The 25,343-nt window shown below is 69.7% G+C and carries 24 protein-coding genes, 1 tRNA gene and 2 pseudogenes; 11 read left to right on the forward strand and 16 right to left on the reverse strand.

All coding sequences use genetic code 11. The annotated features are described in order from the left end of the window. Positions 1-80: 80 nt before the first annotated feature. Positions 81-1,502: a rifampin monooxygenase gene (gene rox, locus ACH35V_RS36655; protein WP_395979467.1), complete on the forward strand. Its 1,422-nt coding sequence runs from the start codon at positions 81-83 to the stop codon at positions 1,500-1,502. Positions 1,503-1,687: 185 nt separating this feature from the next. On the opposite strand, the gene ACH35V_RS36660 is transcribed toward rox, so the two are convergent. After that, positions 1,688-2,377, reverse strand: coding sequence for a class I SAM-dependent methyltransferase (locus ACH35V_RS36660; protein ID WP_395979468.1), 690 nt, complete (start codon positions 2,375-2,377; stop codon positions 1,688-1,690). A gap of 107 nt (positions 2,378-2,484) precedes the next feature. Here ACH35V_RS36660 and ACH35V_RS36665 point away from each other — a divergent pair, with 107 nt between their 5' ends. After that, positions 2,485-2,619: a hypothetical protein gene (locus tag ACH35V_RS36665; protein ID WP_395979469.1), complete on the forward strand. Its 135-nt coding sequence runs from the start codon at positions 2,485-2,487 to the stop codon at positions 2,617-2,619. A 135-nt stretch (positions 2,620-2,754) separates the two neighbouring features. Here ACH35V_RS36665 and ACH35V_RS36670 read toward each other — a convergent pair whose 3' ends face one another. The 4 genes from ACH35V_RS36670 to ACH35V_RS36685 all read right to left on the reverse strand — a co-directional run bounded on the left by ACH35V_RS36670 (position 2,755) and on the right by ACH35V_RS36685 (position 6,740). Continuing rightward, positions 2,755-3,897, reverse strand: coding sequence for a hypothetical protein (locus ACH35V_RS36670; RefSeq protein ID WP_395979470.1), 1,143 nt, complete (start codon positions 3,895-3,897; stop codon positions 2,755-2,757). Then, positions 3,890-4,390 (reverse strand): SigE family RNA polymerase sigma factor, encoded by a 501-nt coding sequence (locus tag ACH35V_RS36675; protein WP_395979471.1) that lies wholly within the window; start codon positions 4,388-4,390, stop codon positions 3,890-3,892. Before ACH35V_RS36675 ends, ACH35V_RS36670 begins: the two co-directional genes overlap by 8 nt. Positions 4,391-4,727: 337 nt before the next feature. Next, on the reverse strand, positions 4,728-6,356 hold the full coding sequence (locus ACH35V_RS36680; RefSeq protein WP_395979472.1) for a hypothetical protein: 1,629 nt from the start codon (positions 6,354-6,356) through the stop codon (positions 4,728-4,730). Positions 6,357-6,560: 204 nt separating this feature from the next. Continuing rightward, a complete protein-coding gene (locus tag ACH35V_RS36685) occupies positions 6,561-6,740 on the reverse strand; it encodes a hypothetical protein (RefSeq protein ID WP_395979473.1) in 180 nt (59 codons plus the stop codon). Between the two features lie 406 nt (positions 6,741-7,146). Between ACH35V_RS36685 and ACH35V_RS36690 the strand changes: the two genes are divergently transcribed. Further along, the gene (locus ACH35V_RS36690) at positions 7,147-7,827 is read left to right on the forward strand and encodes a hypothetical protein (RefSeq protein WP_395979474.1); all 681 of its coding nucleotides are present in this window, start codon (positions 7,147-7,149) and stop codon (positions 7,825-7,827) included. Positions 7,828-8,075: 248 nt separating this feature from the next. Then, positions 8,076-8,252, forward strand: a complete 177-nt coding sequence (locus ACH35V_RS36695) for a hypothetical protein (protein ID WP_395979475.1) — start codon at positions 8,076-8,078, stop codon at positions 8,250-8,252. Positions 8,253-8,284: 32 nt separating this feature from the next. On the opposite strand, the gene ACH35V_RS36700 is transcribed toward ACH35V_RS36695, so the two are convergent. After that, positions 8,285-9,721: a beta-propeller fold lactonase family protein gene (locus tag ACH35V_RS36700; RefSeq protein ID WP_395979476.1), complete on the reverse strand. Its 1,437-nt coding sequence runs from the start codon at positions 9,719-9,721 to the stop codon at positions 8,285-8,287. A gap of 982 nt (positions 9,722-10,703) precedes the next feature. After that, positions 10,704-10,776: transfer RNA gene (locus ACH35V_RS36705), tRNA-Arg, on the reverse strand. A gap of 132 nt (positions 10,777-10,908) precedes the next feature. Here ACH35V_RS36705 and ACH35V_RS36710 point away from each other — a divergent pair. Together ACH35V_RS36710 and ACH35V_RS36715 are read left to right on the forward strand one after the other, a co-directional pair. Next, a complete protein-coding gene (locus ACH35V_RS36710) occupies positions 10,909-11,349 on the forward strand; it encodes a hypothetical protein (RefSeq protein ID WP_395979477.1) in 441 nt (146 codons plus the stop codon). Between the two features lie 82 nt (positions 11,350-11,431). Continuing rightward, a complete protein-coding gene (locus tag ACH35V_RS36715; RefSeq protein WP_395979478.1) occupies positions 11,432-12,472 on the forward strand; it encodes a D-alanyl-D-alanine carboxypeptidase family protein in 1,041 nt (346 codons plus the stop codon). A gap of 99 nt (positions 12,473-12,571) precedes the next feature. Here ACH35V_RS36715 and ACH35V_RS36720 read toward each other — a convergent pair whose 3' ends face one another. The 4 genes from ACH35V_RS36720 to ACH35V_RS36735 all read right to left on the reverse strand — a co-directional run bounded on the left by ACH35V_RS36720 (position 12,572) and on the right by ACH35V_RS36735 (position 17,409). Beyond that, on the reverse strand, positions 12,572-12,985 hold the full coding sequence (locus tag ACH35V_RS36720) for an MscL family protein (protein WP_395979479.1): 414 nt from the start codon (positions 12,983-12,985) through the stop codon (positions 12,572-12,574). Positions 12,986-13,659: 674 nt separating this feature from the next. Then, positions 13,660-14,274, reverse strand: a complete 615-nt coding sequence (gene cpaB / locus ACH35V_RS36725; protein WP_395979480.1) for a Flp pilus assembly protein CpaB — start codon at positions 14,272-14,274, stop codon at positions 13,660-13,662. Further along, positions 14,271-15,098, reverse strand: a complete 828-nt coding sequence (locus ACH35V_RS36730) for an S-methyl-5'-thioadenosine phosphorylase (protein ID WP_395979481.1) — start codon at positions 15,096-15,098, stop codon at positions 14,271-14,273. Before ACH35V_RS36730 ends, cpaB begins: the two co-directional genes overlap by 4 nt. A gap of 178 nt (positions 15,099-15,276) precedes the next feature. After that, on the reverse strand, positions 15,277-17,409 hold the full coding sequence (locus tag ACH35V_RS36735) for an MMPL family transporter (protein ID WP_395979482.1): 2,133 nt from the start codon (positions 17,407-17,409) through the stop codon (positions 15,277-15,279). A 788-nt stretch (positions 17,410-18,197) separates the two neighbouring features. Here ACH35V_RS36735 and ACH35V_RS36740 point away from each other — a divergent pair. Next, positions 18,198-18,404 (forward strand): hypothetical protein, encoded by a 207-nt coding sequence (locus ACH35V_RS36740; RefSeq protein WP_395979493.1) that lies wholly within the window; start codon positions 18,198-18,200, stop codon positions 18,402-18,404. A gap of 14 nt (positions 18,405-18,418) precedes the next feature. On the opposite strand, the pseudogene ACH35V_RS36745 reads toward ACH35V_RS36740, so the two are convergent. The 4 genes and pseudogenes from ACH35V_RS36745 to ACH35V_RS36760 all read right to left on the reverse strand — a co-directional run. Then, positions 18,419-18,559: pseudogene (locus ACH35V_RS36745) on the reverse strand (FmdB family zinc ribbon protein); the annotation flags it as partial. Positions 18,560-18,719: 160 nt separating this feature from the next. Further along, the gene (locus ACH35V_RS36750) at positions 18,720-20,204 is read right to left on the reverse strand and encodes a potassium/proton antiporter (protein WP_395979483.1); all 1,485 of its coding nucleotides are present in this window, start codon (positions 20,202-20,204) and stop codon (positions 18,720-18,722) included. A gap of 103 nt (positions 20,205-20,307) precedes the next feature. Continuing rightward, positions 20,308-21,297 carry an NAD(P)-dependent oxidoreductase gene (locus ACH35V_RS36755; RefSeq protein ID WP_395979484.1) on the reverse strand — a complete coding sequence of 330 codons (990 nt, stop codon included), beginning with the start codon at positions 21,295-21,297 and terminating at the stop codon, positions 20,308-20,310. Between the two features lie 160 nt (positions 21,298-21,457). Beyond that, positions 21,458-22,039 (reverse strand): 5-formyltetrahydrofolate cyclo-ligase, encoded by a 582-nt coding sequence (locus ACH35V_RS36760; protein WP_395979485.1) that lies wholly within the window; start codon positions 22,037-22,039, stop codon positions 21,458-21,460. A gap of 33 nt (positions 22,040-22,072) precedes the next feature. Between ACH35V_RS36760 and galU the strand changes: the two genes are divergently transcribed. Genes galU through ACH35V_RS36780 form a run of 4 tightly spaced genes read left to right on the forward strand, consistent with a single transcriptional unit; the run spans position 22,073 to position 25,221 of the window. Continuing rightward, the gene (gene galU, locus ACH35V_RS36765) at positions 22,073-22,999 is read left to right on the forward strand and encodes a UTP--glucose-1-phosphate uridylyltransferase GalU (protein WP_395979486.1); all 927 of its coding nucleotides are present in this window, start codon (positions 22,073-22,075) and stop codon (positions 22,997-22,999) included. Positions 23,000-23,025: 26 nt separating this feature from the next. Next, positions 23,026-24,234 (forward strand): gephyrin-like molybdotransferase Glp, encoded by a 1,209-nt coding sequence (glp, locus tag ACH35V_RS36770; protein WP_395979492.1) that lies wholly within the window; start codon positions 23,026-23,028, stop codon positions 24,232-24,234. A 5-nt stretch (positions 24,235-24,239) separates the two neighbouring features. Next, positions 24,240-24,710: a cyclic pyranopterin monophosphate synthase MoaC gene (gene moaC, locus ACH35V_RS36775; RefSeq protein ID WP_395979487.1), complete on the forward strand. Its 471-nt coding sequence runs from the start codon at positions 24,240-24,242 to the stop codon at positions 24,708-24,710. 19 nt (positions 24,711-24,729) lie between these two features. Then, entirely contained in the window at positions 24,730-25,221 is a 492-nt protein-coding gene (locus tag ACH35V_RS36780; RefSeq protein WP_395979488.1) for a molybdenum cofactor biosynthesis protein B, read from the forward strand. Here the strand turns inward: ACH35V_RS36780 and ACH35V_RS36785 are convergent. Continuing rightward, positions 25,218-25,343, reverse strand: a pseudogene (locus ACH35V_RS36785) (IS5/IS1182 family transposase); the annotation flags it as partial. The gene ACH35V_RS36780 and the pseudogene ACH35V_RS36785 sit on opposite strands and share 4 nt — an antisense overlap.

The raw sequence follows: 25,343 nt of genomic DNA on the forward strand, positions 1-25,343 counted from the left end.
GCGTGGAAATCCGGGGCTCACGAATAACACGTGTGCACGGAGCGGCCGGCCGGAAAACGACCTCAGTGAATGGGCGGTTCATGATCGACGTGATCATTGCCGGGGGCGGACCGACCGGAATGATGCTGGCGAGCGAGCTGCGGCTGCACGGCGTGCGCGTGCTCGTCCTGGAGAAGGAGGCCGAGCCGACTCCGTTCGTCCGCGCGCTCGGCCTGCATGTGCGCAGCATCGAGGTGATGGAGCAGCGCGGCCTGCTGGACCGGTTTCTCGCGAACGGACGGAAGGTCCCGATCGGCGGCTTCTTCGCCGCCATTCCCAAGCCCTCGCCCGACCGGCTGGACACCACGCACCCCTACGTCCTCGGCATCCCGCAGCCCATCACCGACCGCATCCTGACGGAGCGCGCCACCGAGCTCGGCGCGGAGATCCGGCGCGGCCGCGAGCTCACCGGGCTGAGCCAGGACGATGACGGGGTCACCGTCGAACTGGCCGACGGCACCCGCCTCCGCTCGCGCTACCTCGTCGGCTGCGACGGCGGACGCAGCACAGTGCGCAAGGCGCTCGGCGTCGGGTTCCCCGGCGAGCCCACCAAGGCCGAAACCCTGCTGGGCGAAATGGAGGTGACCGAAGACCCGGTGAAGATCGCCGCCATCGTCGCGGACGTCCGCAAGACCCAATTGAGGTTCGGCGTCGGCCCGATGGCCGGGGCGTTCCGCGTCGTCGTGCCCGCCGAAGGCGTCGCCGAGGACCGCGGCACGCCGCCGACCCTGGACGAGTTCAAGCGGCAGCTGCGGGCCTACGCCGGCACCGACTTCGGCGTCCACTCGCCGCGCTGGCTGTCCCGCTTCGGCGACGCCACCCGGCAGGCCGAGCGCTACCGCGTCGGCCGCGTGCTGCTGGCCGGCGACGCGGCGCACGTCCACCCGCCTCTGGGCGGGCAGGGCCTCAACCTCGGCGTCCAGGACGCGTTCAACCTCGGCTGGAAGCTGGCCGCCGAGGTCAACGGCTGGGCGCCGGACGGGCTGCTGGACACCTACCACGCCGAACGGCACCCGGTGGCGGGCGACGTGCTGAACAACACCCGCGCGCAGACCGAGCTGATGTCCGACGAGCCGGGCTCCCGGGCGGTGCGGCGGCTCGTGTCGGAGCTGATGGACTTCGCGGAGGTGAACCGGTACCTGGTCGAGAAGATCATCGCGATCGGCGTCCGGTACGACCTCGGCGACGAGAACCCGCTCGTCGGCCGCCGGATGCGGGACGTGGCGCTGAAGCGGGCCCGCCTCTACGAGCTGACGCACAAGGGCCGCGGCCTGCTACTGGACCAGACCGGACAACTCTCGACGGCCGCCTGGACCGAACGCGTCGACCACGTAGTCGACGTCAGCGCCGACCTGCCCGCCCCCGCCATGCTCATACGCCCGGACGGCCACGTGGCCTGGACCGGCGACAACCAGCAGGACCTCCTCGACCACCTACCCCGATGGTTCGGCGCCCGCACCTGACCCCGCCACACCACGCCCCACACGAGCGCCCGCGCCCCTGCGCCTGGCCGCGCGCCGTCCGGCGGTATCTGCGTGGCGTCCGCGTGCATGAATGTCTATTTGACCCAGGGCAGCGGGCCGCGTCGCCGGTACTGATCCCGCCGCTGGGCCGCCAGGGAACGGGTCGTGGCGCACAGGAGGAAGAGCTAACGGACGTTCGCGGGCTTGCGGGCGAGGACGAGCCGGTATCGCGGGCTCCCGTCCGCGCGCTGCCCCAAGGCCTGCAAGGGAGCGGTCGTCACGGTGAATCCGGCCGCCGTCAGATCGTCGCGGACGGCGCCCAGCGGGCACGTGCGGTAGTACATGACGAACTGAGGACGCCACACCGCATTGCGAATTCGCATGACGACGTCGAATCCGAGCAGCGCCCAATACCAGGCCGAGGCGATGGGCGGCGGCGCACCGATCGGGAAGGCGAAGAGCCCTCCAGGCCGCAAGGCGCGGTACACCCCGCCGAACAGCGCGGGCCGTTCGGCGGGCAGGAAATGTCCGAGCGCCCCGAAACTGACGGCCAGGTCGAAGCCCTCGTCGAAAGGCAGGGCCCGGACGTCCGCCCGTACCCACTCGGCGTCCGGACGTGCGCTGCGCGCCTGCGCGAGCATTCCGCTGCTGAAATCGACACCGCAGATCCGGCCCTCGCACAGCGGCTGAAGGACCTCCATCCCCGCGCCGGTACCGCAGCACACGTCCAGCCCCTCACCGAAAGGCCCGAGCGGACGCAGCGCATCCGCGGTCGCGCCGAGCAGGCGGTCGGGGGTGCGGAACGGCGTGTGGTTGAATTTGGGCGCGAGCAGGTCATAAGCGTCCTCAACCGAGGACAGAGCCTGGATCGCCAATTCACGCAGAGACGGACCTTGAGCCGAGAACACCGACCAAGGCTACTTCCCGGACGGCTCCGCAGCGGCACCTGGTTAACCCGGCGCAGCGGAACTATTAGGCGGCGGTGCTGGGCTCGGTGGCGGCGCGGCGGTTGGGCGTGTCCGCCGCGGGCACGCAGGTCTGGCTCGACGACCGCTGGTTCGTCGTCGTCGGGATCCTGGACACCGTGCCGCTCGCCCCCGGCGTGGACGCGCCCTAAAGGACCTCGCGTGTGTACGTGTGGACGAAGCGCCGCTTCATCGGGCGGCCTGGATGTCGGATGATTGCCTGCACGTCGCCGATTCGCAGAGGGTTGCGCAGTTCGATGGCGTCCAGCCGCGCGGGCCGATGACGGTCAGGGGCGCACTCGGGCGAGTCGGTAGTCGGCGCCCTCTCGCCACAGCAGCCAGCCGCCCGCTGCCCAGGCCTCTCCGTCGAGTCTGGCCTCACGACCGGTCCGGACGTCGTAGACGACCGACTCGGCCTCATCCTCGTCTTGATGCGCGGCCGTGTAGACGACGATTCGATCACCAGCGGTGATCCGGCCCGCATAGGCGGTGTCCGTCGCGTGAGGCAGCGTGCGAAGGATCTTGCGCGAGCCGCCGGTGTCCCTGTTGAGCGCCGTGAGGGTTCCGCCGCCTGCCCAGGCGACCAGACGCGAGTTCGCCGCGAAAACCAAGTCCGCCGATGCTGATCCCAGCCGGGGAAGGTCGCGTACGGAGCCATCGCGCACATCGACCTGCCGAAGGTCTGCTCCCGCCCGCACGATCGCATGCGGATAAGAGAAGGCTTCCAACGTTCCGCCGACCCGATGAGTTCGGGTCTGGCCACCGCAAGAAGTCGCCACATTCAAAGCGCCGGCATTGCCGCCCCAGACAAAAGCCGGGCCATCGGCGAGGAATCGCTCTCGTCCGCCCCAGGATGCATCGAGGGTCCGGGTCGGGCCCTCGCCGCCAGGCCCCCGGCAGGAAAGCCGCTCACCATCGGGCCACAGGTACCCGGCGTCCCCGACCGCCATTGCCCAGAGGTACGCGCGAGTTGCGGGACGGGTCTCCGTAACGAGCGCAGGAATACCCCCTTGGGGGCCCGCACGCCAAATCCCGGTTGCCTGTTCACTGTTACCGCTGCTGCCTGCTTGCGGAGCCCCAAGAACTGTGCCGTTCTTGTTAAGCGCCATTGCCTCGAACGGCGATTTGCCCGGCAGATCTCTCGGGATCTCGACGATCGTGCCGGGCTCCACCATGGGGCTCAAATTCGTCCGGCCTGATGTCGTCGTCACGGTCGCGGGATCGTCCACAGGAGACTGCTCCGGGACGGCCTGCATGACCGCAACCGGAGTAAGGCCCGCGACCGCCGCAAGCGCCACGGTTCCAGCGGCCACCCTCCGCCGCCGGGCCGCCGCGCGACGCAGGATCTCGCTCCGCAGCGACGCCGGCGGATATTCGTCCTTGAACGGCGAGGTGAGCAGTTCCCCGAGCTTTCGCTCAAGCTCATCCATGTGACTCCTCCTGAGTGTCCGCGGCGGCTCGCAGTTTGGCGAGCGCACGGCACGCCTGACTCCGCACCGTGCTGGCGCTGCATCCGAGCACGATCGCGATCTGCTCGTCGCTGAACCCATCGACGTAGCGCAGCATGAGCACGGCCCGCATTCCCCTTGGCAGCCCGGCCAGCACCGCATGGGCCGAGGCAAGCGCCGTCACACCGTCCAGCTGCTGGTCATCGGCCGCCCGATCCGGCGGGTCGGCCATCAACTGCTCACGGTTGCGCCGCCTCCGGTTGATCATGAGCCGCACCATGGTCATGCGGACATAGCCCTCCGGATCGTCCTTGCGCCGCACCCGCCGCCACCCGGCGCCAGTCCTGGTCAGGGCCTCCTGGACGAGGTCCTCGGCGTCGTGCCGGTTGCCCGTGAGCGCGCAGGCGTATCGGTAGAGCGCAGGCAACCGGCTCGACACGAAGTCGTCGAACCGGGCCAGTTCCTCGTCCGACACGATGCACCTCCTAACACCCAAGGACACACGACCCCGCCCCAACGCTGCACGCCACCGAAAAGCCGAGGCTGCGTCGCCGTCACGGGCAACCGCCTACTCCACCAGGACGTCCTCGCCAGGCCCCGCCGTCGCCGCCCTCGCCTTGGCCGGCACGACAAAAGGTCGCGGCAGGACCCCGAACCCAGACATGTTCTCTCCCCAGAACAGCCGCGCCAAGCAACTTGCACATCTTTTGCAATCGCACGTCCCTAACCCATCTCGGCCAAAATCCCAAGATATTGGGGTCTGGAAGAGGGCTGTGAGTGCTAAATAAAAGCATCTCAGGTAGGCGGTGGGGTCAGGCGGGGCGGATCAGCTTTGTGTAGCCTGCTACGAACAGTGTGGCGAACGCCCATCCCAGAAATTGTGGTGCCCATCCGGCCGCCACGATCCATTGTTCTCCGTCGGACGTGGCGATGAGGTTGCACCGCGTCCGCCTCGTCGTGTTCAGCAGTGGGATGGCCAATTCGATCCCCAGTCCCACTTGGTCGACAAATTGGCAGTGGCGCGTCTGCCCGTCCTCACCCTGACCCGAGGCGCCTTCTCCGGCCGCGACCGCGGCGGGGGCGTCCGCGGGGGCGGGGGCGGGGCCGGGGCGCGGAGGCATCTGGACGGCGTCGGTCGTCTGCGCCGCCACCACGGTCAAGATCACTGTCGCGACGACGGTCAGGGCAAGGCCGACCAGGGCGCGCCAGGTCTGGTAGCCGTAGCCGAGCACGATGCGCAGGACGCGCAGGCGCAGCCGTTCGGCGCCCGACAGGCCGCGTCCGCCGGCCAGCAGGTCGTCCTGCTGGGCGATGAGCACTTTGCGGGCGTCGTCGTCCCATCCGGCGGCGGTGTAGACGTCGGCGAGCTGCCGGTAGGGCTGCGCCGCGTAGCACGCCCGGTCGCGGAGGAAGGCGACCCATTCGGCGCACGTCATGCCATGCGGGACCATCCGGTAGGTGAGCCCGTCGAGGGCGACGAGGTCGCGACCGGACGTTCCGGCCAGGTCGGGACGCATGCTGAGCGTGCGGCCGAGCGTCACCATGCGAAGGTCGACGGCGCGCCCTCCCGCACCGCCGGTCACGGTGGCGCCGTCGCAGACCAGGCTTCCGCCGATCTCGGCGCCGGTGAACCACACGACACCGTCGGGATGGGCGCCGGTGGCGCGCATGCGGGTGAGGAAGACGTCCGTCTCGGCCCGGACGCCCTCGGCGGCCAGCGCGCACATCCCCCCTCCGGTCAGGTCGGCGTCCTCCAGGCTGAGCTGACCGCGCACGGTGGCTCCGCGCAGCACGACCACCGCGGCCTCGGCTGCGTCCGGGCGGCCGCCGTCCCCGCGGCCGCGCGCCCGCAGCCCGCGCAGCAGCAGGTTGCCGCCGACGTCGGCGCGCTCGGCCAGCAGCGCCGCCCCGCCGTCGGCGGTGATCTCGGCGCCGACCAGGTCGAGATTGCCCTCGACGGTCGCGCCGACCAGCCGCACCGCCCCGGCGCCACCGCCTCCGCCTCCGCCTCCGCGGAAGCTTGCGCGCAGCAGCAGGTCCCCGTCGGAGCGCAGATCGTCGGCCAGCAGCGCGACCCGTGTCCCCGCGTTGATCCTTGCGCCGGTGAAATTGGTCTGCCCGCCGATGCGAGTTCCGTGCAGTTCCACCGGTCCCGTGCAAATGATCTCGCGTGCGTCCAGGCCGTTGTCGATGCGCGCGTCGTTCGCCTCCACTCCGGCGAGCTTGGAACGGGTCAATACCAGGCGGGGGATTCGCGCGTGGCTGATCTTGATCGGCTGCAGAACCGTGCAGTCCTCCAGGAAAAGGCCGACCCCCAGTTCCACGCCTCGCAGGTCCATGATCCCCGCCAGCCGAACGCCGTTTAGGATCACGCCGGGCTGCGGGGGCGGCTCCATGCCGTTGCGCCCCAGCAGCAGGTCGCGCAGGACGTCCGCCCGCACGACGTCGTCCCCGGCGCCTACCTGACCCCGATGTGACCCATTAGGCCCAAAAGCGGTTACCTGTCCGGATTCAATGTGCTGCACAAGGGCGTGTTCGGCCGGAAGCAAAGGCATCGGCATGCACGCATCCTAGAGGTGCAGGGCGACACATTCGTCCCACGGGTGCCTAAGGTACTCTGATCTTTCATTGTCCCCCGGAAATGATCAACTCGCGTGGCCCCCGTGGTCGGCGCCGACCGAGAAATCCGTGCGATGCTCGAATACCGCCATGATTGGCCAGGGCTGACCGCGCAGCCGGGCCACATCGTCCATCTGCCCGCGCAGATGGACGGCGTGACTCGAAGCCTGTCCGGCGAGCGCGGCACGCTGGCCGGCGTCTGGCATGCGTCCAACGCGACCAGGGTGCCGGTGGGCGTGCAGGCGCCTGCGTACTTCGGCACTTGGCACACCGCGGTGACCCTCAACGGGCTCTACATGTCGGCGCGCGGGAACGCGGGCGCGGTTCTCGGCGCGATCGACCGCAACCTGTGGCACGTCGCGGCTCGGCTCGCCCGTACCTCGGAGAACTACCACCAGGCCGAGACCGCGACGGGAGGCGATCCGCAAATACCTGGGCCCGCTCGCGCACACCGGTGTGTGGCAGCGGGAGCCGTCCTCTACCGGGTCGGTGTGGCCGCGGCTCGGCACCTCGGCACCGCCCCAGCCGATGCCTGCCCGCACCGCGCGCACGGACGTTCCACCTGCGGGCCGACCCGTCACGACGCAGCTGACAGTGCACCGAGACCGGCCGGTGGCCGAGTTCGCCGAACGGTATACGCCCCAGCAGATCGCGATGTGGCTGCGTCCTCTGAAGGAGGCCCGGGCCTGGGACGCCCACTACGCCACGTCGCGGGAGCTCTACACGGCCACCAAGACCTTGCACGCACTGGGGGACACGCTGTTCGCGCAGGCGCATCGGCTCCTCTACGCCTGGAGCGACCGTGCCTCCCCGCACGCCCAGCACAAACTCCGCCGCATCCACGCGACCACCACCGGCCTGGCGGCGTTCACCGGTGCCCTTGAGGTCGTCGAGCGGCACACGGCCGAGGCGCTGGAGCAGGTGCTCGGCGACCTGCCGCCCGGCCGCGCGCTCGTCCCCAACCGCGACCGCGACGACCGTCTGGCCCGGGCCTTCGACGACCTGACGGCCCGGTACCGCGACGTCGCCGACGGCTATCCCACCCGCCTCGCCGTCGACCTGCCCTTCGGCGGGATCGACCCGCCGGACGGACCCGTCCGGCCGACCGTCCCGGTCCCGCCGGTCCCGCCGCCCGCCACCCCTCGCCCTGAGGAGACGTCCGAGGTCTCACCCCCGGTGATAGGCGGCACACCCCAGTACCAGGCGAACATCTCGATCAACTGGTGGCTCCCCGACCCCGACCCGGCAGCCCCCCCAGTGATCGGCCTGGACCAGCCGCCACAATCCCCCTAGCCCTCGCGCCACCCGCCAGCCACCCGTTGCCCCGACCGCTTCGCAATCCCGAACCCGCGACGCCGACCGCACACCCGTCCGCACGCGCCACTGCGCCGAACCCCCGCAGCGCGCCACGCTGTCGCTTCGCGCAGGACGAACCCCATGTCGGACGCCCCGGCACCAATTTGATCTGGACGCCGGCCAGCACCAGGGCGGCGCTGACGACGATGGCGAGGGACGGGGAGACGGGTGCTCACCCCGGAACCTTGCCAACAGCGTCTGAGGACCTCCACTCCCGCCGCCGCACCCCGCTTTGGCCGGACGCGCCCGAGGACACCGGATGGTCGCTCGGGACCGACCTCGCCTCCCTCCGCGAACTCGTCGCCTACTCCTCGGACGGGTTCGACCGGCCGGCGTTCATGCGACCAATCCGGTTCAGGTGACTGAGAGACATGATTGCGCACATCACGGGGGCCTACGTGATCTTCAGCTCCCGTGACGTCCGGGCCGCGGAGTCGCCGTCGCAGAGGATTTTCTGGCCGGTGTAGATCTGCGTAGTGGAGCACTTCTCGTCGTCGGTCACCGTGAGCGTGACCCGGTAGACGCCGGGTTCGGCGTATTCGTGCACGGGCCGAGGCCCCGCGTCGCCGACCCGCGTGCCGTCGCCGAAGTCCCAGTCGAAGCGGGCGACCCGGCCGTCGCGGTCGGACGAGGCGGTCGCGTCGAAACGAGCGGTCGTGCCGTCCTGGACGGTGCTGAACGCGGCGCCGGGGGCGGCGTTGGGCAGGAAGGTCACCGCCTGGAAGGCCGGATCCTGCCCGGTGGTGGGGATGTCGGGCCCGCGCCGGTCGAGCGTGCCGTTGCGCGCGACGCGGAAGACGGTGATGCCGCTACTGAGATGGCTCGACACGACGAGATGCCGTCCGTCCGGGGTCGGCGACAGACTGGACGGGGCCTGCCCGGCGCGGAATCGGCCGCCGGGCACCAGGGTGAGCCGGCCATCGGCGGCGATGGAGAATCCGAGGACGAATCCCTGGAATTCCGGGTCGTGCGACCCGCCGGCCGAGGCGTAGAGATTTCGGCCGTCGGGCGTGATCGCGACGTCGGTCGGAAGTTCGAAGGCCGGGAACGGGCTTCCAGGGATCGCGGTGAGTCGTCCATCAGCGCCGACGGCGAAGCCGGACACCGAGTTCGACCGGTGGTTGGCAACATAAAGGAAGCGGCCGTCGGGAGTGACCCCAATCCCGGTGGCGGCGGCGCCCACCGAAACGGGCTCGCCAATCGGACGTATTGCGCCGTCGACTCGGCGCTCGTAAACCGTCAGTACGTCGGGTTCGCTGTCGGACGGCAGGCCGTGGCTGACGAACAGCAAGCGGCCGTTGGGGGAGACGGCAACCCCTCGCGGGTTCGCCACGGGTACGGTCACCGGATCCCCCAGCGGCCGGACGGAACCGTCTCCGGCGATCTGGAAGATCTCGACCACATTCCGGAGGAGGCCGGTGATGTACAGGGTGCGCCCGTCCGGCGCGATGGCGATGCCGAACGGCTCGGTGTCGTGCAGCGGCGTCGAGGCAGTGCGGGTCAGACCTCCGTCGTCACCGACGGCGAACGTGGTGAGCTGCGGCGCCGAACCGGCGGTCATGCCCGCCACATAAGCGTGTCGCCCGTCAGGAGTGAGCACGAGGCCGCGCAGCTTGCTACCGGCCTCTACCAGAGGGCCGGTCAACTCGGCCTGCCCGTCCCGGGTCATGGCGAAGACGGAGATCCCAGGGGGCGGACCGACATCGCTGCCCGGCCGCGGGCCGAAGTTGGTGACATACAGCGGACGAGTGAGCGTTTCATCGGCAGTGGCAACTGCGGTGGGCACAAGTGACAGCGCAAGGACCAGCGCCATCGCGATCAATCGTCGCATGTGACATTCTCCGTGACGTCGAATCCCTCACCTACCACCACGGCCATACCGATGGCACGGTTCAATTTCAGACCAGAAAACCCCCATTCGCCGTCCCTCCAGCAACGTTGGACTGGCGTGTCTGATCGTTCAGCTCTCGAAGCCACGAGCCCCCACTCAACGACAACAGCAGCCGAGGCGCCTAACGCGTTATGAAGAAGGGACCGGCCGGGCGCCCAGGTCAGGACGCTCAAAGAGTCCCGGGACCGGCCACCTCGCCACGATCACATGGTGGCGCCCGGAATCATGCCAACTGGTGGACGCCGGAAACAGTGATCAAATCCCTCTTGATCAGTGATCGACAAAAGGCATGTCCTCCTGATCGCCACCTTCAGCCACTGGCGATCCCCGTCACGGCCGCTGTCATTCCCCTCCGCTCAACAGAAGGATCATCGAATGACCCAAAGTCAACGATGTGCAAGAGGGACCTGATGGCCGAGGCAACCACCCCGCATCGAAAGCCTGCCCTGTTAACGCGCCCACTGAAGGTCGCTCCTCCGTTCAGGCCGACGCCGAACGGTGCCGCGAGAACGTCGACCACCAAGGCCGTCTCCAGGACCGGCCGGAGCAGTCACTGTCGCGGCGCGACGTCCCGCTGCGCGAGACCGTCTACCGGATGCTGTGCGAGACCGCTGCCCCCGCCACCGAGATCCTGTCCCTCAGCGTCAAGGACCTGACCTCAGAGAAACCGGGGCGGCGGCCCGCTCACCTCCAGGGGCGTCGACACTGAAGTCGAAACCGAATGGGTGTGCCGGGACCATGTCACCGCTCCGCCTCTGACCCGCCTGCTCCTCCCGGGAGCGGTCCCCGTGGGACCGCTATGGGAACGAACAAGCGCAGCCCGCCGCGTAGAGCTGCCCATAGAGGCACATCCAGAGGCACTTCTCGGTGAGCCCAGACGGACGTCCATCCTGGTCAGGGGCGGTTCATGTGGTGGGAAGGGCGCCTCCGGCAGGATTCGAACCTGCGACACCCGCTTTAGGAGAGCGGTGCTCTATCCCCTGAGCTACGGAGGCGTGTCGTCGCTTGCGGCAAGAGCGTAGCGGACGGCCCCTCCAGGGTAGGGGACGGGGAGTGTTGAGCGCTCCTTCTTATGGGGGCTCCCGCCTCTAGGCCGGGTGGGGGCGGTGTGGGTACGCTTCGGTGCCGTGACGGGTCGGCATCGCGGTGAGCCGAAGGAATGGGCTGCCGAGGACGAGGTGGAAGAGCGGTCGTCCCGGGGTGTGCGGATCGGCGTCGTCGCCGGTGCCTTTGCGGTGCCCGTCGTGCTGGCCTCGTTGGTCGCGTTCGGGTTGCGGGACGAGCCGGTGCGGGAGCGGCCGGGGACGGTGGGGTCGGCGCGGAGCGCTACCCCGGCTGTGACGCCCGGGGAGCCGACGTACGGGGAGTACGTGCCGCCTGAAGCGGAGCCGCAGGCGGGGACGAAGGCTCCCAAGCGGGCGCCCGCGCAGGAGGCGGTGCCGCGGAAGAGCAGGACTCCCAAGCCGTCGCCGTCCTTCAGGACGCGGCGGCCGTGCCCGCCGGGCTGGGAGGACGTCTGGTGGATGCACCGGTGGTGCGAACCGCAGCATGCTCACCGTGGCCGCTGAACCGATTACGCACAGGTCATCGTAGAACCTGTAGTAGCGTTCTGCCGCTGTTCCGCATTTGGGCATCAGGAGGAAAACCACCGTGCCGAATCCCCGGTCGGCGGCGCTGACCGCGGTCTTCCTGGTGATGACGATGATCTCACCGCATGGCGCCGCCACGGCTGCCGAGGGTCGGGTCGATCCTCTGGAGTCGCTGCGCCGTGAAGCGTCGAAGGCCCGGGCCGAACTCGAGAAGGCCACGAAGCGGATGGAGGGCCGGAAGAAGGACCTGGCCGCTTCACAGGTCAAGCTGCGGGACACCCTGAAGGATCTGGCGGCGGCCGAGGCCGAGCTGAACGAGATCCGGGAGCCGCTGGCGAGGCTGGCGAACACGTCGTACCAGCAGCGGGGGGCCGCCGGGTCGATGTCGATCTTCGGTGGCGGTGATCCGGGGCAGGCGCTGCGGTCGACGGCGGACGTCACGTTGCTCGCCCAGACGCAGAAGGCGCTCGTGGACCGTGCCGACGATCTGCAGGAGCGGCGGAAGCGGCTCGCCACGACCGCTCAGGACCTGCAGTCGCGCAACGCGGTCGAGCAGACCCGCCTGCAGCAGGAGGTCGACGGGCTGAAGAGCAAGTCGGCGCAGCTGACCGAGCAGCTCAACGCGATGCTCGACAAGCTCGCGGTGAGCCGCCTCAAGCGGTTCCAGCTCGGCTGTGACAAGGGCCTTTCGAGCGATGCGAAGCAGTTCCCGAACGGGCTGATCCCGTCGAAGTACCTGTGCGTCCTGCCGCAGAAGGGACACAAGCTGCGGGCGGACGCGGCGCAGGCCTTCTACAAGCTGAACGCGGCGTACAAGAGCCGGTTCGGCCGCGACATGTGCGTCACGGACGCGTACCGGAACCTGTCGGAACAGCACCGGATCTACGCGCAGAGGCCGGGCTTCGCCGCCGTCCCCGGGACGAGCAACCACGGCAAGGGCCAGGCCGTCGATCTGTGCGGCGGGGTGCAGAACTCCGGGTCCGTCCAGTTCAACTGGCTGGAGGCCAAGGCCGGGAAGTACGGCTGGATCCATCCGGCGTGGGCGTACAGCAGCCCGTTCGAGCCGTGGCACTGGGAGTACGGCACCGAGAACGACGAATGACGCTGAGGTCGTTCGCCGCCTCGGCCCCGTATCTCCTGCTGTGATCGTCGGACGGCTGACCGTGCGGTCTCGTCCTGCGCGGCTGCTCGGGGGTTCGGTCTAGAGCGGGGCTTCAGTGGCGGGGACGACCTCGACGGTGCAGTGGCGGCAGCGGCTGGCCTTGATCGGGATCTCGCCGAGGCACTGCGGGCATTCGCGTTCGGTGGCCTCCTTGCCCCGGTCCATCCGCTCGATCAGCTTGGTCGTCGGGAGCACCACCAGGAAGTAGACGATCACGGCCGTGATCGTGAAGGCGATCGCGGACGTGACGAAGATCCCGTACGGGAACGCGGTGCCGTTGATCGTGACGGACAGCCGGGTGTAGTCGGGCTTGCCGCCGATCAGCGCGATCAGCGGGGTGATGAACGAGTTCGCGAAGTCCTTGACGAGGCCGGCGAAGGCGGCGCCGACGACGAACGCGACCGCGAGATCGATGAGGTTCCCGCGGAACAGGAACTTCTTGAATCCACTCATGTCGAGTCTCCGGGGATGTCGGGGGTGCGCATACGGATCTGCGCAGGAACGGCTACGGATCGTAATGAAACCGTCCGGCATTCGCCAAGTCAGGACAGAAACGATCTATGACGTGCGGACTTACGGACGCGACGCCGCACCAGTCAGAGACCGATGACCGTCAGAGCCAGGGACCGCCGGCGCCCGCCAGCGCAGCGGCCTGGGCGAGGCCGATGGCCGGGACGATCAGTGCGCCTCTCCCGCGCGTCGTCCTTCTTGCGGGTGTGGCGAGGGTGGTGGTCAGAGGCGGGTCATCGTCAGGAAGAGGGGCCGCTGGCGCCCGCCAGTGCGGCCGCTTGGGCTCGGTCCGGTGGGCGAGAGGACAGGTCCGCCCTGCTGTGTGTGTCGTCCCTCTGCGGGTGTGGTGCGGCGTTTCGTCAGTGGCGGGTGATTGCCAGAGATTGGGGCCGCTGGCGTGCGCTGGTGCGGCCGCTTGGGTTCGGTCCGGTGGGCGAGAGGACAGGTCCGCCCTGCTGTGTGTGTCGTCCCTCTGCGGGTGTGGTGCGGCGTTTCGTCAGAGGCGGGTGACTGTCAGAGATAGGGGCCGCGGCCGCTGGCGTGCGCTAGTGCGGCGGGGTGGGTTCGGTTGGTCGCCGGGTCGATCAGTGCACCCTGCGCGCCGTCCCTCACGGGTGTTAGAGGGCGGTGATGGTCAGGGATAGGGGGCCGTTGGCGCCTGCTAGTGCGGCGGCCTGGGCTCGGTCGGTGGCTAGGACGATCAGCGCTCCGCTGTCTTGTGTGCCGTCCTCGGCCGGGGGTGGGACGGCTACGACGGGGACCGACGAGACCACTATTCGCGCCGGGCCTTGATGTTGTGTCGCTTCGAGCGGGTCGGACGCGGACCGGGTGGTCAGGACGTCGATGTGGTCGCCGGGGTGGAGGAGGCGGGCCGCGTCCGCGTCGGCCATGCGGACGGGGGTGGCGACCGTGCCGGGGCCGTAGCCGCGGAGGAGGGCGGCGCCGACGACGCGGGCGTCGGTGAGGGGTTCGCCTCGGCGCATGGGCCCGGCGAGGGTGCGGCCTGCGGCGCGCGAGCGGAGGGCGCCCGAGGGGACGGAGCCCGGAGGGAGGTTCACCGGGCGCAGGTCGGACGGGGTGAGCGTCCTTCCGGCCGGGAGGTCGCGGGCGGCGGCGAGGACGCGGACGGACGGCGGCGGTGCGGGGCGCAGAGCCAGGAGGGCGAGCCCGGCGGCGGCCGCGGCGAGCAGTGCCGCCAGCGGCCGTCGCAGGCGGCTTAAACGGACGTTCACGGGAGCTCCAGGGGCAGCTGGATGCCGTCCAGGACGTTCGGGCACGGGCATGAGCGGCCGGACGGCAGCGCCTTGACGATGTCGGCGACGACGGTGCGGAGGCGGCCGATGTTCTCGCCGAAGACGCGGAGCACCTCCTCCATCGTGACGCCCTCGCCCTCCTCGATGCCCGCGTCGAGGTCGGTGACGAGGCACAGCGGGGTGTAGCAGAGCGCCAGCTCGCGGGCCAGGACGGCCTCGGGGTGGCCGGTCATCCCGATCAGCGTCCAGCCCTGGGAGGCGAACCACTGGGATTCGGCCCGGGTCGAGAAGCGCGGCCCCTCGATGACGACGAGGGTGCCGCGGTCGACGGGATCCCAGCCGGCGGTGCGGGCCGACGTCACGGCGATGCCGCGGCCGACCGGGCAGTACGGGTCGGAGAAGGAGACATGGACCGCGGCGCCGTCGTCGTAGTAGGTCTGCTCCCGTCCGGACGTGCGGTCGGCGAGCTGGTCGGGCACGGCGAGCGTGCCTGGGCCGTAGTCGGGGGTGAGCGAGCCGACCGCGCTCGGGGCCAGCACCTGCCGGACGCCGAGGGAGCGCAGCGCCCACAGGTTGGCCCGGTAGGGGATCTTGTGCGGCGGGAACCGGTGGTCGCGGCCGTGCCGCGGGACGAAGGCGACGCGGCGGCCCGCGAGTTCGCCGACGGCGACGGTGTCGCTGGGAGGGCCGTACGGGGTCTCGACCCGCACCTCCTCGACGTCGTCGAGGAACGAGTAGAACCCGGAGCCGCCGATGACCCCGATCTCGGCGGCGGGCTGGGAACCGGAAGGCTGAGTGGACATGGCGCCGACATTAGCCACCCCGCCGCGGCCCCGGGAGACCGTCCGCCAATTGTGGATAACCATGGAGAAGGGGCCCGGCCTGAGCCGGGCCCCTTCCCTTCCCCGTCCCGGCCGAAGCCGGGGGTCTGCGCACGTCAGCCGGTCCGCCACCGGGGTGTGCGCCGGCCGTCCGCGCGGGCTAGCCGACCGGGTCGAGGACCTTGGGCCGCTCGGCGGGCGACGGTTCCTCCTTGGCCAGGCGGCCCGGCGTCCAGATCCGCCGGCCGATGTCGTACGACAGCGCCGGGAGCAGCAGGGACCGGACGATCAGGGTGTCGAGGAGGACGCCGAACGCCACCGCGAAGCCCATCTCGACCATGAACACCAGCGGCAGCGTGACCATGGACGCGAACGTCGCCGCCAGGACCAGCCCCGCCGAGGTGATCACGCCGCCGGTGACGGTGAGGCCGCGCTGGATGCCGCGGCGGGTCCCGAGGGTCTGCGACTCCTCCCGGACGCGGTGCATCAGGAAGATGTTGTAGTCGACCCCCAGCGCCACCAGGAAGATGAACGCCAGGAGCGGGAATCCGGCGTCGGTGCCCTCGAAGCCGAAGACGTGCTCGAAGATCAGCGCGCAGGCGCCGAGCGAGGCGAGGAACGACAGCACCACGGTGCCCATCATCAGCAGCGGCGCGACGACCGCCCGCAGCAGCGCGATGAGGATCAGGAACACCACGCCCAGCACGATCGGGATGATCACCTGGTTGTCGCGGGTGGAGGCCCGTTTGATGTCGAGATACGTCGCGGTGGTGCCGCCGACCTTGGCGTCCGCGGACGGGACGGCGTGCGCCGCCGCCCGCAGCCGGTCGATGGTCGAGCGCGCCGCCTCGCTGTCGGCCGGGTCCTTCAGCGTCGCCTCATACTTGACCAGGCCGTTCGCCGTGGCGGCCGGGCCGAGTTCGGCGACGCCCGGCGTCCCGCGGACGGTCTCGGCGATCCGGTCGGACGCCGACGCCTGGCCGATCACGACGGCCGGCGACCCCGATCCGGCGGCGAAGTGCCGGGCGACGACCTCGGACCCCTGGATGGAGTCGGGACGTCCGGTGAACTGCCCCGCGTCGGACAGTCCGTCTGCCTTGAGCGAGCCCAGGCCGAGGGTGAGGGCGATCAGTCCCAGCATGGTGGCGGCCCAGAGCGCGCGCGGGCGCCTGGCGACCAGAGCGGCGATGCGGCTCCAGATGCCGTGCTCCGCCTCGTACGCCTCCGGCTGCAGGTACTTGGCGTCGTACCGGGGGATCAGCGGCCAGAATAGCCAGCGGCCGAAGATGACGAGGAGGGCGGGCAGGAGGGTGGTCATGGCGCCGAGTGCGGTGAGGACGCCCGCGGCGGCAACGGGACCCATGCCCGCAGTGGAGTTCATCTCGGCGAGCAGGAGGCACAGCAGCCCGACCGCGACGGTGGCGGCGGACGCTATGAGCGCGGGCGCGGCGCGATGCAGCGCGTACGCCATCGCTTCGTGCCGGTCCTCGTGCCTATGCAGTTCCTCCCGATATCGCGCGACGAGCAGTAGCGCGTAGTCCGTTGCTACACCGAAGACGAGGACGGTCAGGATTCCGGAACTCTGGCCGTTGACGGTGAGGTCCCCGTACTTGGCGAGCAGATAAACCAGCGACTGGGCCAGCCCAAGGGCGAAGAGGGCGCTCAGGACAGGGACGAACCACAGAACCGGGCTGCGGTAGATGATGAGCAGCAGGACGATGACGACGCTGCCCGCGGCCATGAGCAGGAAGCCGTCGATGGTCTCGAAGACCTTGAACTGGTCGGCGCCCATGCCGGCGGGTCCGGTGACGTGTGCGGTCAGTCCGGGCGGTCCGCGCTTGGATACGTCGCGTGCCTCGTCTACTGCCTTGGTGATGTCCTCGTCGGTGAGGGGCACGAACGTCTGGAGGGCTTTGCCGTCCTTGGACGGGAACGGGCCCTGCACCTTCTGCGCGCCGGGCAGTTTCTGGAAGGCGGAGACGTCCGCGGCGGCCTTCGCGCGGTCCTGCGCGGTGATTCCGCCGGAACGCTCGTAGACGATGACCGCGGGCATCGTCTCGTCCTTGCGGAACTGTTCCTCCAGCTCGACGACCTGCGTGGATTCGGCTCCGCCGGGGAGCCAGGACGCCGCGTCGTTCTTCTCGACGTCGCCGAGCCTGCCGGCCAGCGGGCCGAGGGCGAGCAGCAGGACGATCCACAAGGCCAGGACGGCCCACTTGGTGCGCCGGCCGGCGATGAGTCCGGCCAGGCGCTGGGTCCGTGACCTGGGGGGAGCCGGGCTGTGTTCGCTCATGTACCTCTCCTGTGCATCCTGCGGTCGAGATATGTCGCGTTCGCCCAGAGTGTCTCGAATGCCGAGACATGTCAAGTACTATCGCGAAATTCCGCTACCGCTTGGGCAAGCTTCTCTGATCTAGAGTCTCTCTGAAGACGAGAGTCTTGTCAACTGAGGAGAGGGTGCATGCCGATCGCCTCCCACGCACTCAATCGTCGCGAGAAGGCACCGCGAGCGCGTCCGGCATTAGGCGGGACCTGGGCTACCCCGGCTGAGGCATGAGCCGACCCGCGGCTACCTCTTGAGATGTAGAAACGGAGGGTCGGCACAGGTCCTGAATAGGAGACCCACCTCCGCCTCACCGGCACCGGCGTCCGCTGACCTGGGAGGACGCCCGCCGCCGACGAGCCGCGCACGCGCGCTGACGTGCACGAGCCTCAGCGCTCACGTGGGCGTGCGCTGGCGTGGGGATGTGAGGGCGGCGCTGAGCTGCGCGGAGGCGGCGCTGGCGTGGAGCGCCAAGCGCCTATATGACCCGGGCGGCGCTTACGTGGGTGGACGCCAGGCGCTTACATGGGGTGCGCTGGGGCTGGCGTGGGCTGGCGTGGGCTGGCGTGGGCTGGCGTGGGCGGGCGTGGGCGGGCGTCAGGCGTGGGCGTGGGGTGGGGGCGTTGAGTGGGCCGTGCACTGGGGTTGGCGTGGGTGCGCGTCGAGGGGGTGGGTGGGCATGGCTGAACCGGGGGTCCGTGCGGCCGGATCTGGCCGGTGGAGCCCCCGGTTTGGAGACGCGGAGTCGGGTCCGGGCCGTGGAAGGTCAGGCGACCTTTTCGGAGGACGAAGACGACGACGTGCTGGAGGACGACGAGTCGCCCCCAGACGACGAAGAGGAAGACGAGGACGACGACGTGTCCGACTTGGACGAGTCGCCGCTGGAGGACGAACCGCCGGAGGAGCCGTTGGACGAGGCGCCCGCGGTGGCGGTCTTCCCAGAGCCGCGGCTGTCGGTGCGGTAGAAACCGGACCCCTTGAAGATGATCCCCGCGGCGGAGAAGACCTTGCGAAGCTTGCCGTTGCACGCGGGGCACTCGGTCAGCGCGTCGTCGCTGAACTTCTGCACGATCTCAAGAGGCTCGCCGCACTCGGTGCAAACGTACTGATACGTCGGCACGGTTCCTCCTCGCTGACTCAACCCGGCAGACCCGGACTGGCACTCACTTTAGACGACTGCTAATGGTACCGATGATTGGAACAGGATTCGCCCCCGGTCTGTTCCCTGACCCGTCATCAGCTGACAGGGCAGGGAAGAGCCTGGTCACGGAAACGCACCGTCACGCGCCCGTTTCGCCGAACCAGCCTGCCAGTCGTCCCTTCCGGCTTACTGCGCGCAGTCGGCGCTCAGTGGCGTCGCGCACGGCGTCGGTGGTCACGACCAGGAGGGTGTCACCCGCTTGCAGAGGCGTGGTGGGTTCCGGGACGAAGCTGGACCCGTTCCGCACGACAAGTGTGACGGACGCGCCGTGCGGCAGCCGCAGCTCGAATATCTCCACGCCGTTCAGCATGGAGTCGAGCGGTATCCGCACCTCCAGCAGGTCGGCGTGCAGTTCCTCCAGGGGCGCGGCTTCCACGTCCAGTTCCCGTGTCTGCTCGTCGCTCTTCAGCCGGCACAGGCGCGCCGCCAGCGGCAGTGTGGGGCCTTGCAGGAGGGTGAACACCACGACGATGTTGAAGACGATCGCGAACAGACGGTCGGCACTCTCGACGTGCTCCACCATCGGAATGGTCGCGAGGACGATCGGGACGGCGCCGCGCAGACCCGCCCAGGACGCGAACATCTTCTCGCCCCACGACAGCTTGAATCCGATCGTGGACAGCACGATCGACACGGGACGTGCGATCAGCAGCAAAACGAACCCGACCACGAGCGCGGGCACGATCTGGGCGGGCAGCTCACTGGGGGAGGCCAGCAGACCCAGCATCACGAACAGCCCGATCTGGGCGAGCCAGCCGACGCCTTCGGCAAAACCTCGGGTGGCTGGACGGTGCGGTAGCCGAGCGTTGCCCAAGACCAGGGCGCTGACGTACACGGCAAGGAACCCGCTGGAATGCAGTAGCGACGCTGCCCCGTACGCGCCGACCGACAGCGACAGCACTGCGATGGGGTAGAGGCCGGACGCGGGCAGCGCGATGCGGCGCAGCCCCTGCGCGCCCAGCCAGCCGATGGCGAATCCGACGATGCCGCCCGCGATCAGCTCGTACAGCATCACGCCGAGGAGCTGGGTGAGGTTGGGCATGCCGGTGTGCGCGCTGAGCGTCACCACGATGATCACGACGGGTGCGTCGTTGAAGCCGGACTCGGCCTCCAGCAGCCCGCTCAGCCGGGACGGCAGCGGCAGCCGCCGCAGCACCGAGAACACGGCGGCGGCGTCGGTGGGGGCGAGCACGGCGGCGAGCAGGAACGCGGGCCGCCAGTCCAGGCCGACCAGCCACATGGCGGCGAGCCCGACCACGACGATGCTGATCAGCGTGCCGATGGTGGAGACGACGAGCGCGGCGGGCACCGAGGGCCTGACGTGCCGCCAGCTGGTGGTGACGCCGCCCTCCGCGAGGATCAGGACGAGGGCCGCGAGGCCGAGCGTCTCGGCGAGCTCGACGTCGTCGAACTGGATGTGCGCGGGGCCGGACTCGCCGATGAGCAGGCCGAGGCCCATGTAGGCCAGGAGGGTCGGCAGGCCGGCCTTGTGCGACAGCCTGACCGCGACGATGGCGCTGAGTACGAGCGTGGCCCCGAGGAGTAGCCAGATGTCGAGATGCACATCCCACCCTTCGGGGTCGTCAAACTTGATCGTTTAGGAATCCTACAGATTCACCGGCCGATCGCACATTTGCGGTTGAGGGACGGTATGTCGGAAACGCTGACTATCGCCGTCTGACCTGCGGATTTACCCCGTTGACGACGTTCCGCACGTCGCGTCCCTGGACGGCCGCGGTCACGTTGTCGCGCACCAGCGTCACGAGGTTCATCTGCGACTGGACGGACGTCCCAGCCGCGTGCGGTGAGAGCAGCACATCCTCGTGGGAACGCAGCGGATGGTCTGGTGCCAACGGTTCCTCGTCGTATACGTCCAGGGCCGCACCCGCCAGCCGTCCGGATTTCAGAGCGTCAAGTACCGCGTTGTCAGGTGCGATACCGCCGCGGGCCACGTTCACCAGCAACGCGTTGTCCGGCAGTAGGGCGAGACGTTCGGGGCCGATCAGGCCCTTGGTCTCGTCTGTCAGCGGCAGGGCGAGGATGAGGATGTCGGACGTCGCCAACAGGTCGTCCAGTTCGCGATACGTGGCCGCCGCCTCTGGACGCTTCCGCCTCGTCCAGTACGACACCTTGCAGCCGAGTGCCGCGAACAGCCGTGCCGTCTCCGCGCCTATCGCACCGAAGCCGACGATGCCGATCCGCTGCGTGTGGATCTCTAGCGGCCGTCGCGCGGCCATTTCCATCTGCGGCCACCCGCCCGCACGTACAGACCGGTCGCCCCAGGCGAGGTTGCGGCAGAGCGTAAGCGCCGCGCCCACCGCCCACTCGGAGACGCTGCGCGCGTTGAATCCCGCTGCGTTGGCCAAGGGCACCTCCGCAGCGGTCAGCCCGGCGACGTCGATACTGTCCGTCCCCACTGCGGGCATCTGGACGAACGCCAGACGCGGCGCGGCCGCCAGAGCCTCGGCGTCCAGCGCGAGCCGCCCCGTGAAATCGCCGATCACGATGTCGGCGTCGGCGACGGCGGCGAGCAGGCCGGCGCGGTCTCTGGTCTGGGGAAACGTCATCTCGACGGCGTCGCCCAGCGGCGCGAAAAGCCCCCGGACGACGTCCTCCCCGATCGGGGGCAGGGACAGGATCCGCCACGGCGCCGTCATTGCGAACCTCCCGTTTTGGCCAGCGATGTCGGATCACAGCCACTTCGACCGCGAGGCGCGACCTTCGTCCGCGAGACGCGACGTCGGTGACCGCCGCGAAACGGCGACTCAGGCCGTGATCTTCCGTCCTGCAACCCTAGAGGCCGCGATCAAGGGCCGATCAGCCGAGGCGCACCAGGCCCTCGGACGGCGTGACGGCGGCGCGGACGCGCTGGTCATGCGGTTCCGACGGCAGGTTCGGCACCAGCTCCCCGTCGTACAGGAGCGCCACGGTCAGGATCGCCGGTCCGACACGCGCGAGCGCCCGGTCGTAGGAGCCGCCGCCGCGTCCGAGGCGCATGCCCGTCCGGTCGACGGCCACGGCCGGGGCGAGGACGACGTCCGCGCTGGCCACCGCGCCGGGCCCGCGCGGCGGCTCGGACGGCTCCGGGATCCCGCGCGGCCCCGGGACGAGCGAGTCGGGCCCCTCGTAGGACGCCCAGTCCAGGTCGCCGTCCGGCAGCAGCCGGGGGAGCAGCACGTACGTGCCGCGCTTCCACAGCGCGAACAGCAGGCTCCGCGTGTCCGGCTCCGAGCCGATCGAGACGTAGGCCGCGATCGTCCCCGCCATCTCGATCTCCGGGACCGGCAGCAGCGCGTCCCGGATCGACCGTGCGGCCGCGGCGCGGGCCTCGGGCGGCATCGCCGCACGTCTGCCGAGCAGTTCGGCCCGGAGGCCGGTCTTCGAAGCGATGTCGTGCACGCTGCTGTCCTCACGGATGGCTAGGGTCTCTACATGGCCGACTCTGCACCTGTGCTCAAGGCGGTCGTCCCGGCGGCCGGCCTCGGTACCCGATTCTTGCCCGCCACCAAGGCGACTCCCAAAGAAATGCTGCCCATCGTCGACAAACCGGCGATCCAGTACGTCGTCGAGGAGGCGGTCGACGCCGGCCTCAGCGACGTCCTGATGGTCACCGGACGCAGCAAACGATCCATCGAGGACCACTTCGACCGGGCGTACGAGCTGGAGGAGGCGCTGCGGGCCAAGGGCGACGACGAACGGCTCGGCGCCGTCCACGAGTCGAGCGACCTGGCCATCATGCACTACGTCCGGCAGGGCGAGCCGCGCGGGCTCGGGCACGCGGTGCACTGCGCCCGCCAGCACGTCGGGAACGAGCCGTTCGCGGTGCTGCTCGGCGACGACATGATCGACGCCCGCGACAACCTGCTGCGGCGCATGATCGAGGTGCGGCAGCAGTACGGCGGCAGCGTGATCGCGCTGATGGAGGTCGAGCCCGACCAGGTCTCCGCCTACGGCTGCGCGGCCATCGAGGCGACGGACGAGGACGACGTCGTCCGGATCTCCGACCTCGTCGAGAAGCCCTCGGCGGAGGAGGCGCCCAGCAACTGGATCATCATCGGCCGGTACGTCTGCGACCCCGCGGTGTTCGACGTCCTGGAGAAGACACCGCCGGGGCGCGGCGGCGAGATCCAGCTCACCGACGCGCTGCGCACCCTCGCCGACATGCCCGCCGACCAGGGCGGCGGCGTCTACGGGATCAAGTTCCGCGGACGCCGCTACGACACCGGGAACAAGCTCGAATACCTGTGCACGGTCGTCCAGTTCGCTTCGGAACGCCCTGATCTGGCGCCGGAGTTCATGCCGTGGCTGCGCGAATTCGTCCGGCGGCAGGACGCCGCGGACGCTGCCGGCGGCGCGTGACGGGTGGTCACACTGGGGCGGTGGGCATGAGAACGGTCGACGAGCATCTGACGGAGATCCTCGGCAGCGTCGCGGTGCTGTCGCCACTTGACCTGGCGTTGCTGGAGGCGCACGGCACGGTCTTGGCGGAGGCCGTGTCCGCGCCCGTTCCGCTGCCCCCGTTCGACAACTCCGCGATGGACGGTTACGCCGTCGTCGCGGCCGACATCGCGGCGGCCACCGAGGCCGACCCGGTCGCGCTGCCCGTCGTCGGGGACATCGTCGCAGGCGACACAGGCGTGTCGGCGATCCGTCCCGGCCTGACCGCCCGGATCATGACGGGCGCGCCGCTCCCGGCCGGTGCGGACGCGGTCATCCCGGTCGAGTGGACGGACGGCGGCAACGCCACCGTCCGGATCTCGCGGGCCGCGCCGTCCGGCAACTACATCCGCCGCGCGGGCGAGGACGTCCCCGCAGGCCAGGTCGTCGTGGACGCGGGCACCCGGCTCGGCGCCCCGCAGCTCGGCATGATCGCCGCGGTGGGACGGTCCCGGGTGACGGTCCGGCCGCGGCCGCGCGTCGTCGTCGTCTCCACGGGCGACGAACTGCGCGAACCCGGCGAACCGCTGGCTCCCGGCCAGATCTGGGAGTCCAACAGCTACATGCTCACCGCCGCCGTCGTCGAGGCGGGCGGCGTGGGCTACCGGCAGGCGACCGTCGAGGACGAGCCCGCCAAGGTGCTGGAGATGTTCCAAGACCAGCTCGTCCGGGCCGACGCCATAGTCACCACTGGCGGCGTTTCCATGGGCACTAGGGATGTGGTCAAGGAAGTACTGGCCGGCACAGGGACGGTGGATTTTCACAAGGTGCGGATGCGTCCGGGCAAACCTCAAGGGTTCGGCCTTCTGGAAGGTGTGCCCGTCTTCACTCTTCCTGGGAACCCGGTAAGCGCGTACGTGTCGTTTCAGGTTTTCGTGCGTCCCGCATTGCGCGCCATGCAGGGATTGGCGGCCGACCCGCTGCCGACGGTGAGCGCCGTCCTGACGGATGACGTGAAGTCGCCACCAGGGCTCCGCCACTACTTGCGTGGTCTGTTGTCATTCAGCCGCGGCTCTTACACCGTCACGGCAGCCGAAACGCAAGGCTCGCACCAGCTCGGCTCCCTCGCATCGGCGAACGCGCTAATCGAACTGCCGGAGGACGTCGAAGCCCTTCCTGCCGGTTCCCAGGTCGAAGTCATGAGGTTGCCGTCTTGAGTGCCATGGGCTCCGAATTCACCCATCTGGACGAGACGGGCGCGGCCCGCATGGTCGACGTGTCGTCCAAGGACGTGTCGTCCCGGACGGCGACGGCGACGGGGTTCGTCCGCCTGTCGAGCGAGTGCGTCGCTCTACTGCGCGCCGGCGACATTCCCAAGGGGGACGCACTCTCCGTCGCCCGCATCGCTGGAATCATGGGCGCGAAACGCGTCCCCGACCTGGTTCCGCTGTGCCATCCGATCGCGCTGCACGGCGCGACCGTCGACCTGGCGATCCGGGACGACGGCGTCGCGATCACCGCCGTCACCCGCACCGCCGACCGGACGGGCGTGGAGATGGAGGCGCTGACGTCCGTCAGCGTCGCCGCGCTCGCCCTCGTCGACATGGTCAAGGCCGTCGACCCCGCCGCGGTGATCACCGACGTCCGCGTCGAGGAGAAGACCGGCGGCAAGACCGGGGTATGGCGGCGATGACGATCGGGAGGAGGCGGCGATGATCAGGGCGATGGCGGTCACGGTCTCCAACCGGGCCGCGGCGGGCGTCTACGCGGACAAGTCGGGCCCGGTGCTCGTCGCCATGCTGGAGGACCTCGGCTGCCAGGTCGACGGCCCGGTCGTCGTCCCGGACGGGGAGCCGGTCGCGGACGTCCTGCGGGACGCGGTCGCGACCGGCTACGACGTGGTCGTGACGTCCGGCGGGACCGGCCTCACCCCGACCGACCAGACCCCCGAGATGACCCGCCGGGTGATCGAGTGGGAGATCCCGGGCATCGCGGAGGCCGTCCGGCTGGAGGGCCGCGAGATGGTGCCCGCCGCGATCCTGTCCCGCGGCCTCGCCGGCGTCGCGGGCGGCACGCTCATCGTCAACCTGCCGGGCTCGACCGGCGGCGTCCGCGACGGCATGACGGTCCTCGGCCGCGTCCTAGCCCACACCGTCGACCAAATCAAGGGCGGCGACCACCCCCGCCCACCCGCACCGGACTAGGGCGTGTCTGACAATTCGCGGAGCCAGAGGATGAGGCTGGCCAGCAGTAGTCCGGAGCGGTAGCGGCTGGCCAGCTTGTCGAAACGGGTGGCGATCGCGCGGAACTGCTTGAGCCGGTTGAA

Source organism: Actinomadura sp. 1N219 (assembly GCF_044326405.1).
In the GTDB taxonomy this organism is placed as follows: domain Bacteria; phylum Actinomycetota; class Actinomycetes; order Streptosporangiales; family Streptosporangiaceae; genus Spirillospora.

Bases quoted from the DNA above. Each gene is read 5' to 3' on its own strand.
- rox (WP_395979467.1), top strand. From the start codon at position 81: ATGATCGACGTGATCATTGCCGGGGGCGGACCGACCGGAATGATGCTG.
- moaC (WP_395979487.1), top strand. From the start codon at position 24,240: ATGGGCTCCGAATTCACCCATCTGGACGAGACGGGCGCGGCCCGCATG.
- ACH35V_RS36670 (WP_395979470.1), bottom strand. From the start codon at position 3,897: ATGGATGAGCTTGAGCGAAAGCTCGGGGAACTGCTCACCTCGCCGTTC.
- ACH35V_RS36685 (WP_395979473.1), bottom strand. From the start codon at position 6,740: ATGCCAGACGCCGGCCAGCGTGCCGCGCTCGCCGGACAGGCTTCGAGT.
- ACH35V_RS36735 (WP_395979482.1), bottom strand. From the start codon at position 17,409: ATGAGCGAACACAGCCCGGCTCCCCCCAGGTCACGGACCCAGCGCCTG.
- ACH35V_RS36700 (WP_395979476.1), bottom strand. From the start codon at position 9,721: ATGCGACGATTGATCGCGATGGCGCTGGTCCTTGCGCTGTCACTTGTG.
- glp (WP_395979492.1), top strand. From the start codon at position 23,026: ATGAGAACGGTCGACGAGCATCTGACGGAGATCCTCGGCAGCGTCGCG.
- galU (WP_395979486.1), top strand. From the start codon at position 22,073: ATGGCCGACTCTGCACCTGTGCTCAAGGCGGTCGTCCCGGCGGCCGGC.
- ACH35V_RS36720 (WP_395979479.1), bottom strand. From the start codon at position 12,985: ATGAGTGGATTCAAGAAGTTCCTGTTCCGCGGGAACCTCATCGATCTC.
- ACH35V_RS36755 (WP_395979484.1), bottom strand. From the start codon at position 21,297: ATGACGGCGCCGTGGCGGATCCTGTCCCTGCCCCCGATCGGGGAGGAC.
- ACH35V_RS36730 (WP_395979481.1), bottom strand. From the start codon at position 15,098: ATGTCCACTCAGCCTTCCGGTTCCCAGCCCGCCGCCGAGATCGGGGTC.
- ACH35V_RS36780 (WP_395979488.1), top strand. From the start codon at position 24,730: ATGATCAGGGCGATGGCGGTCACGGTCTCCAACCGGGCCGCGGCGGGC.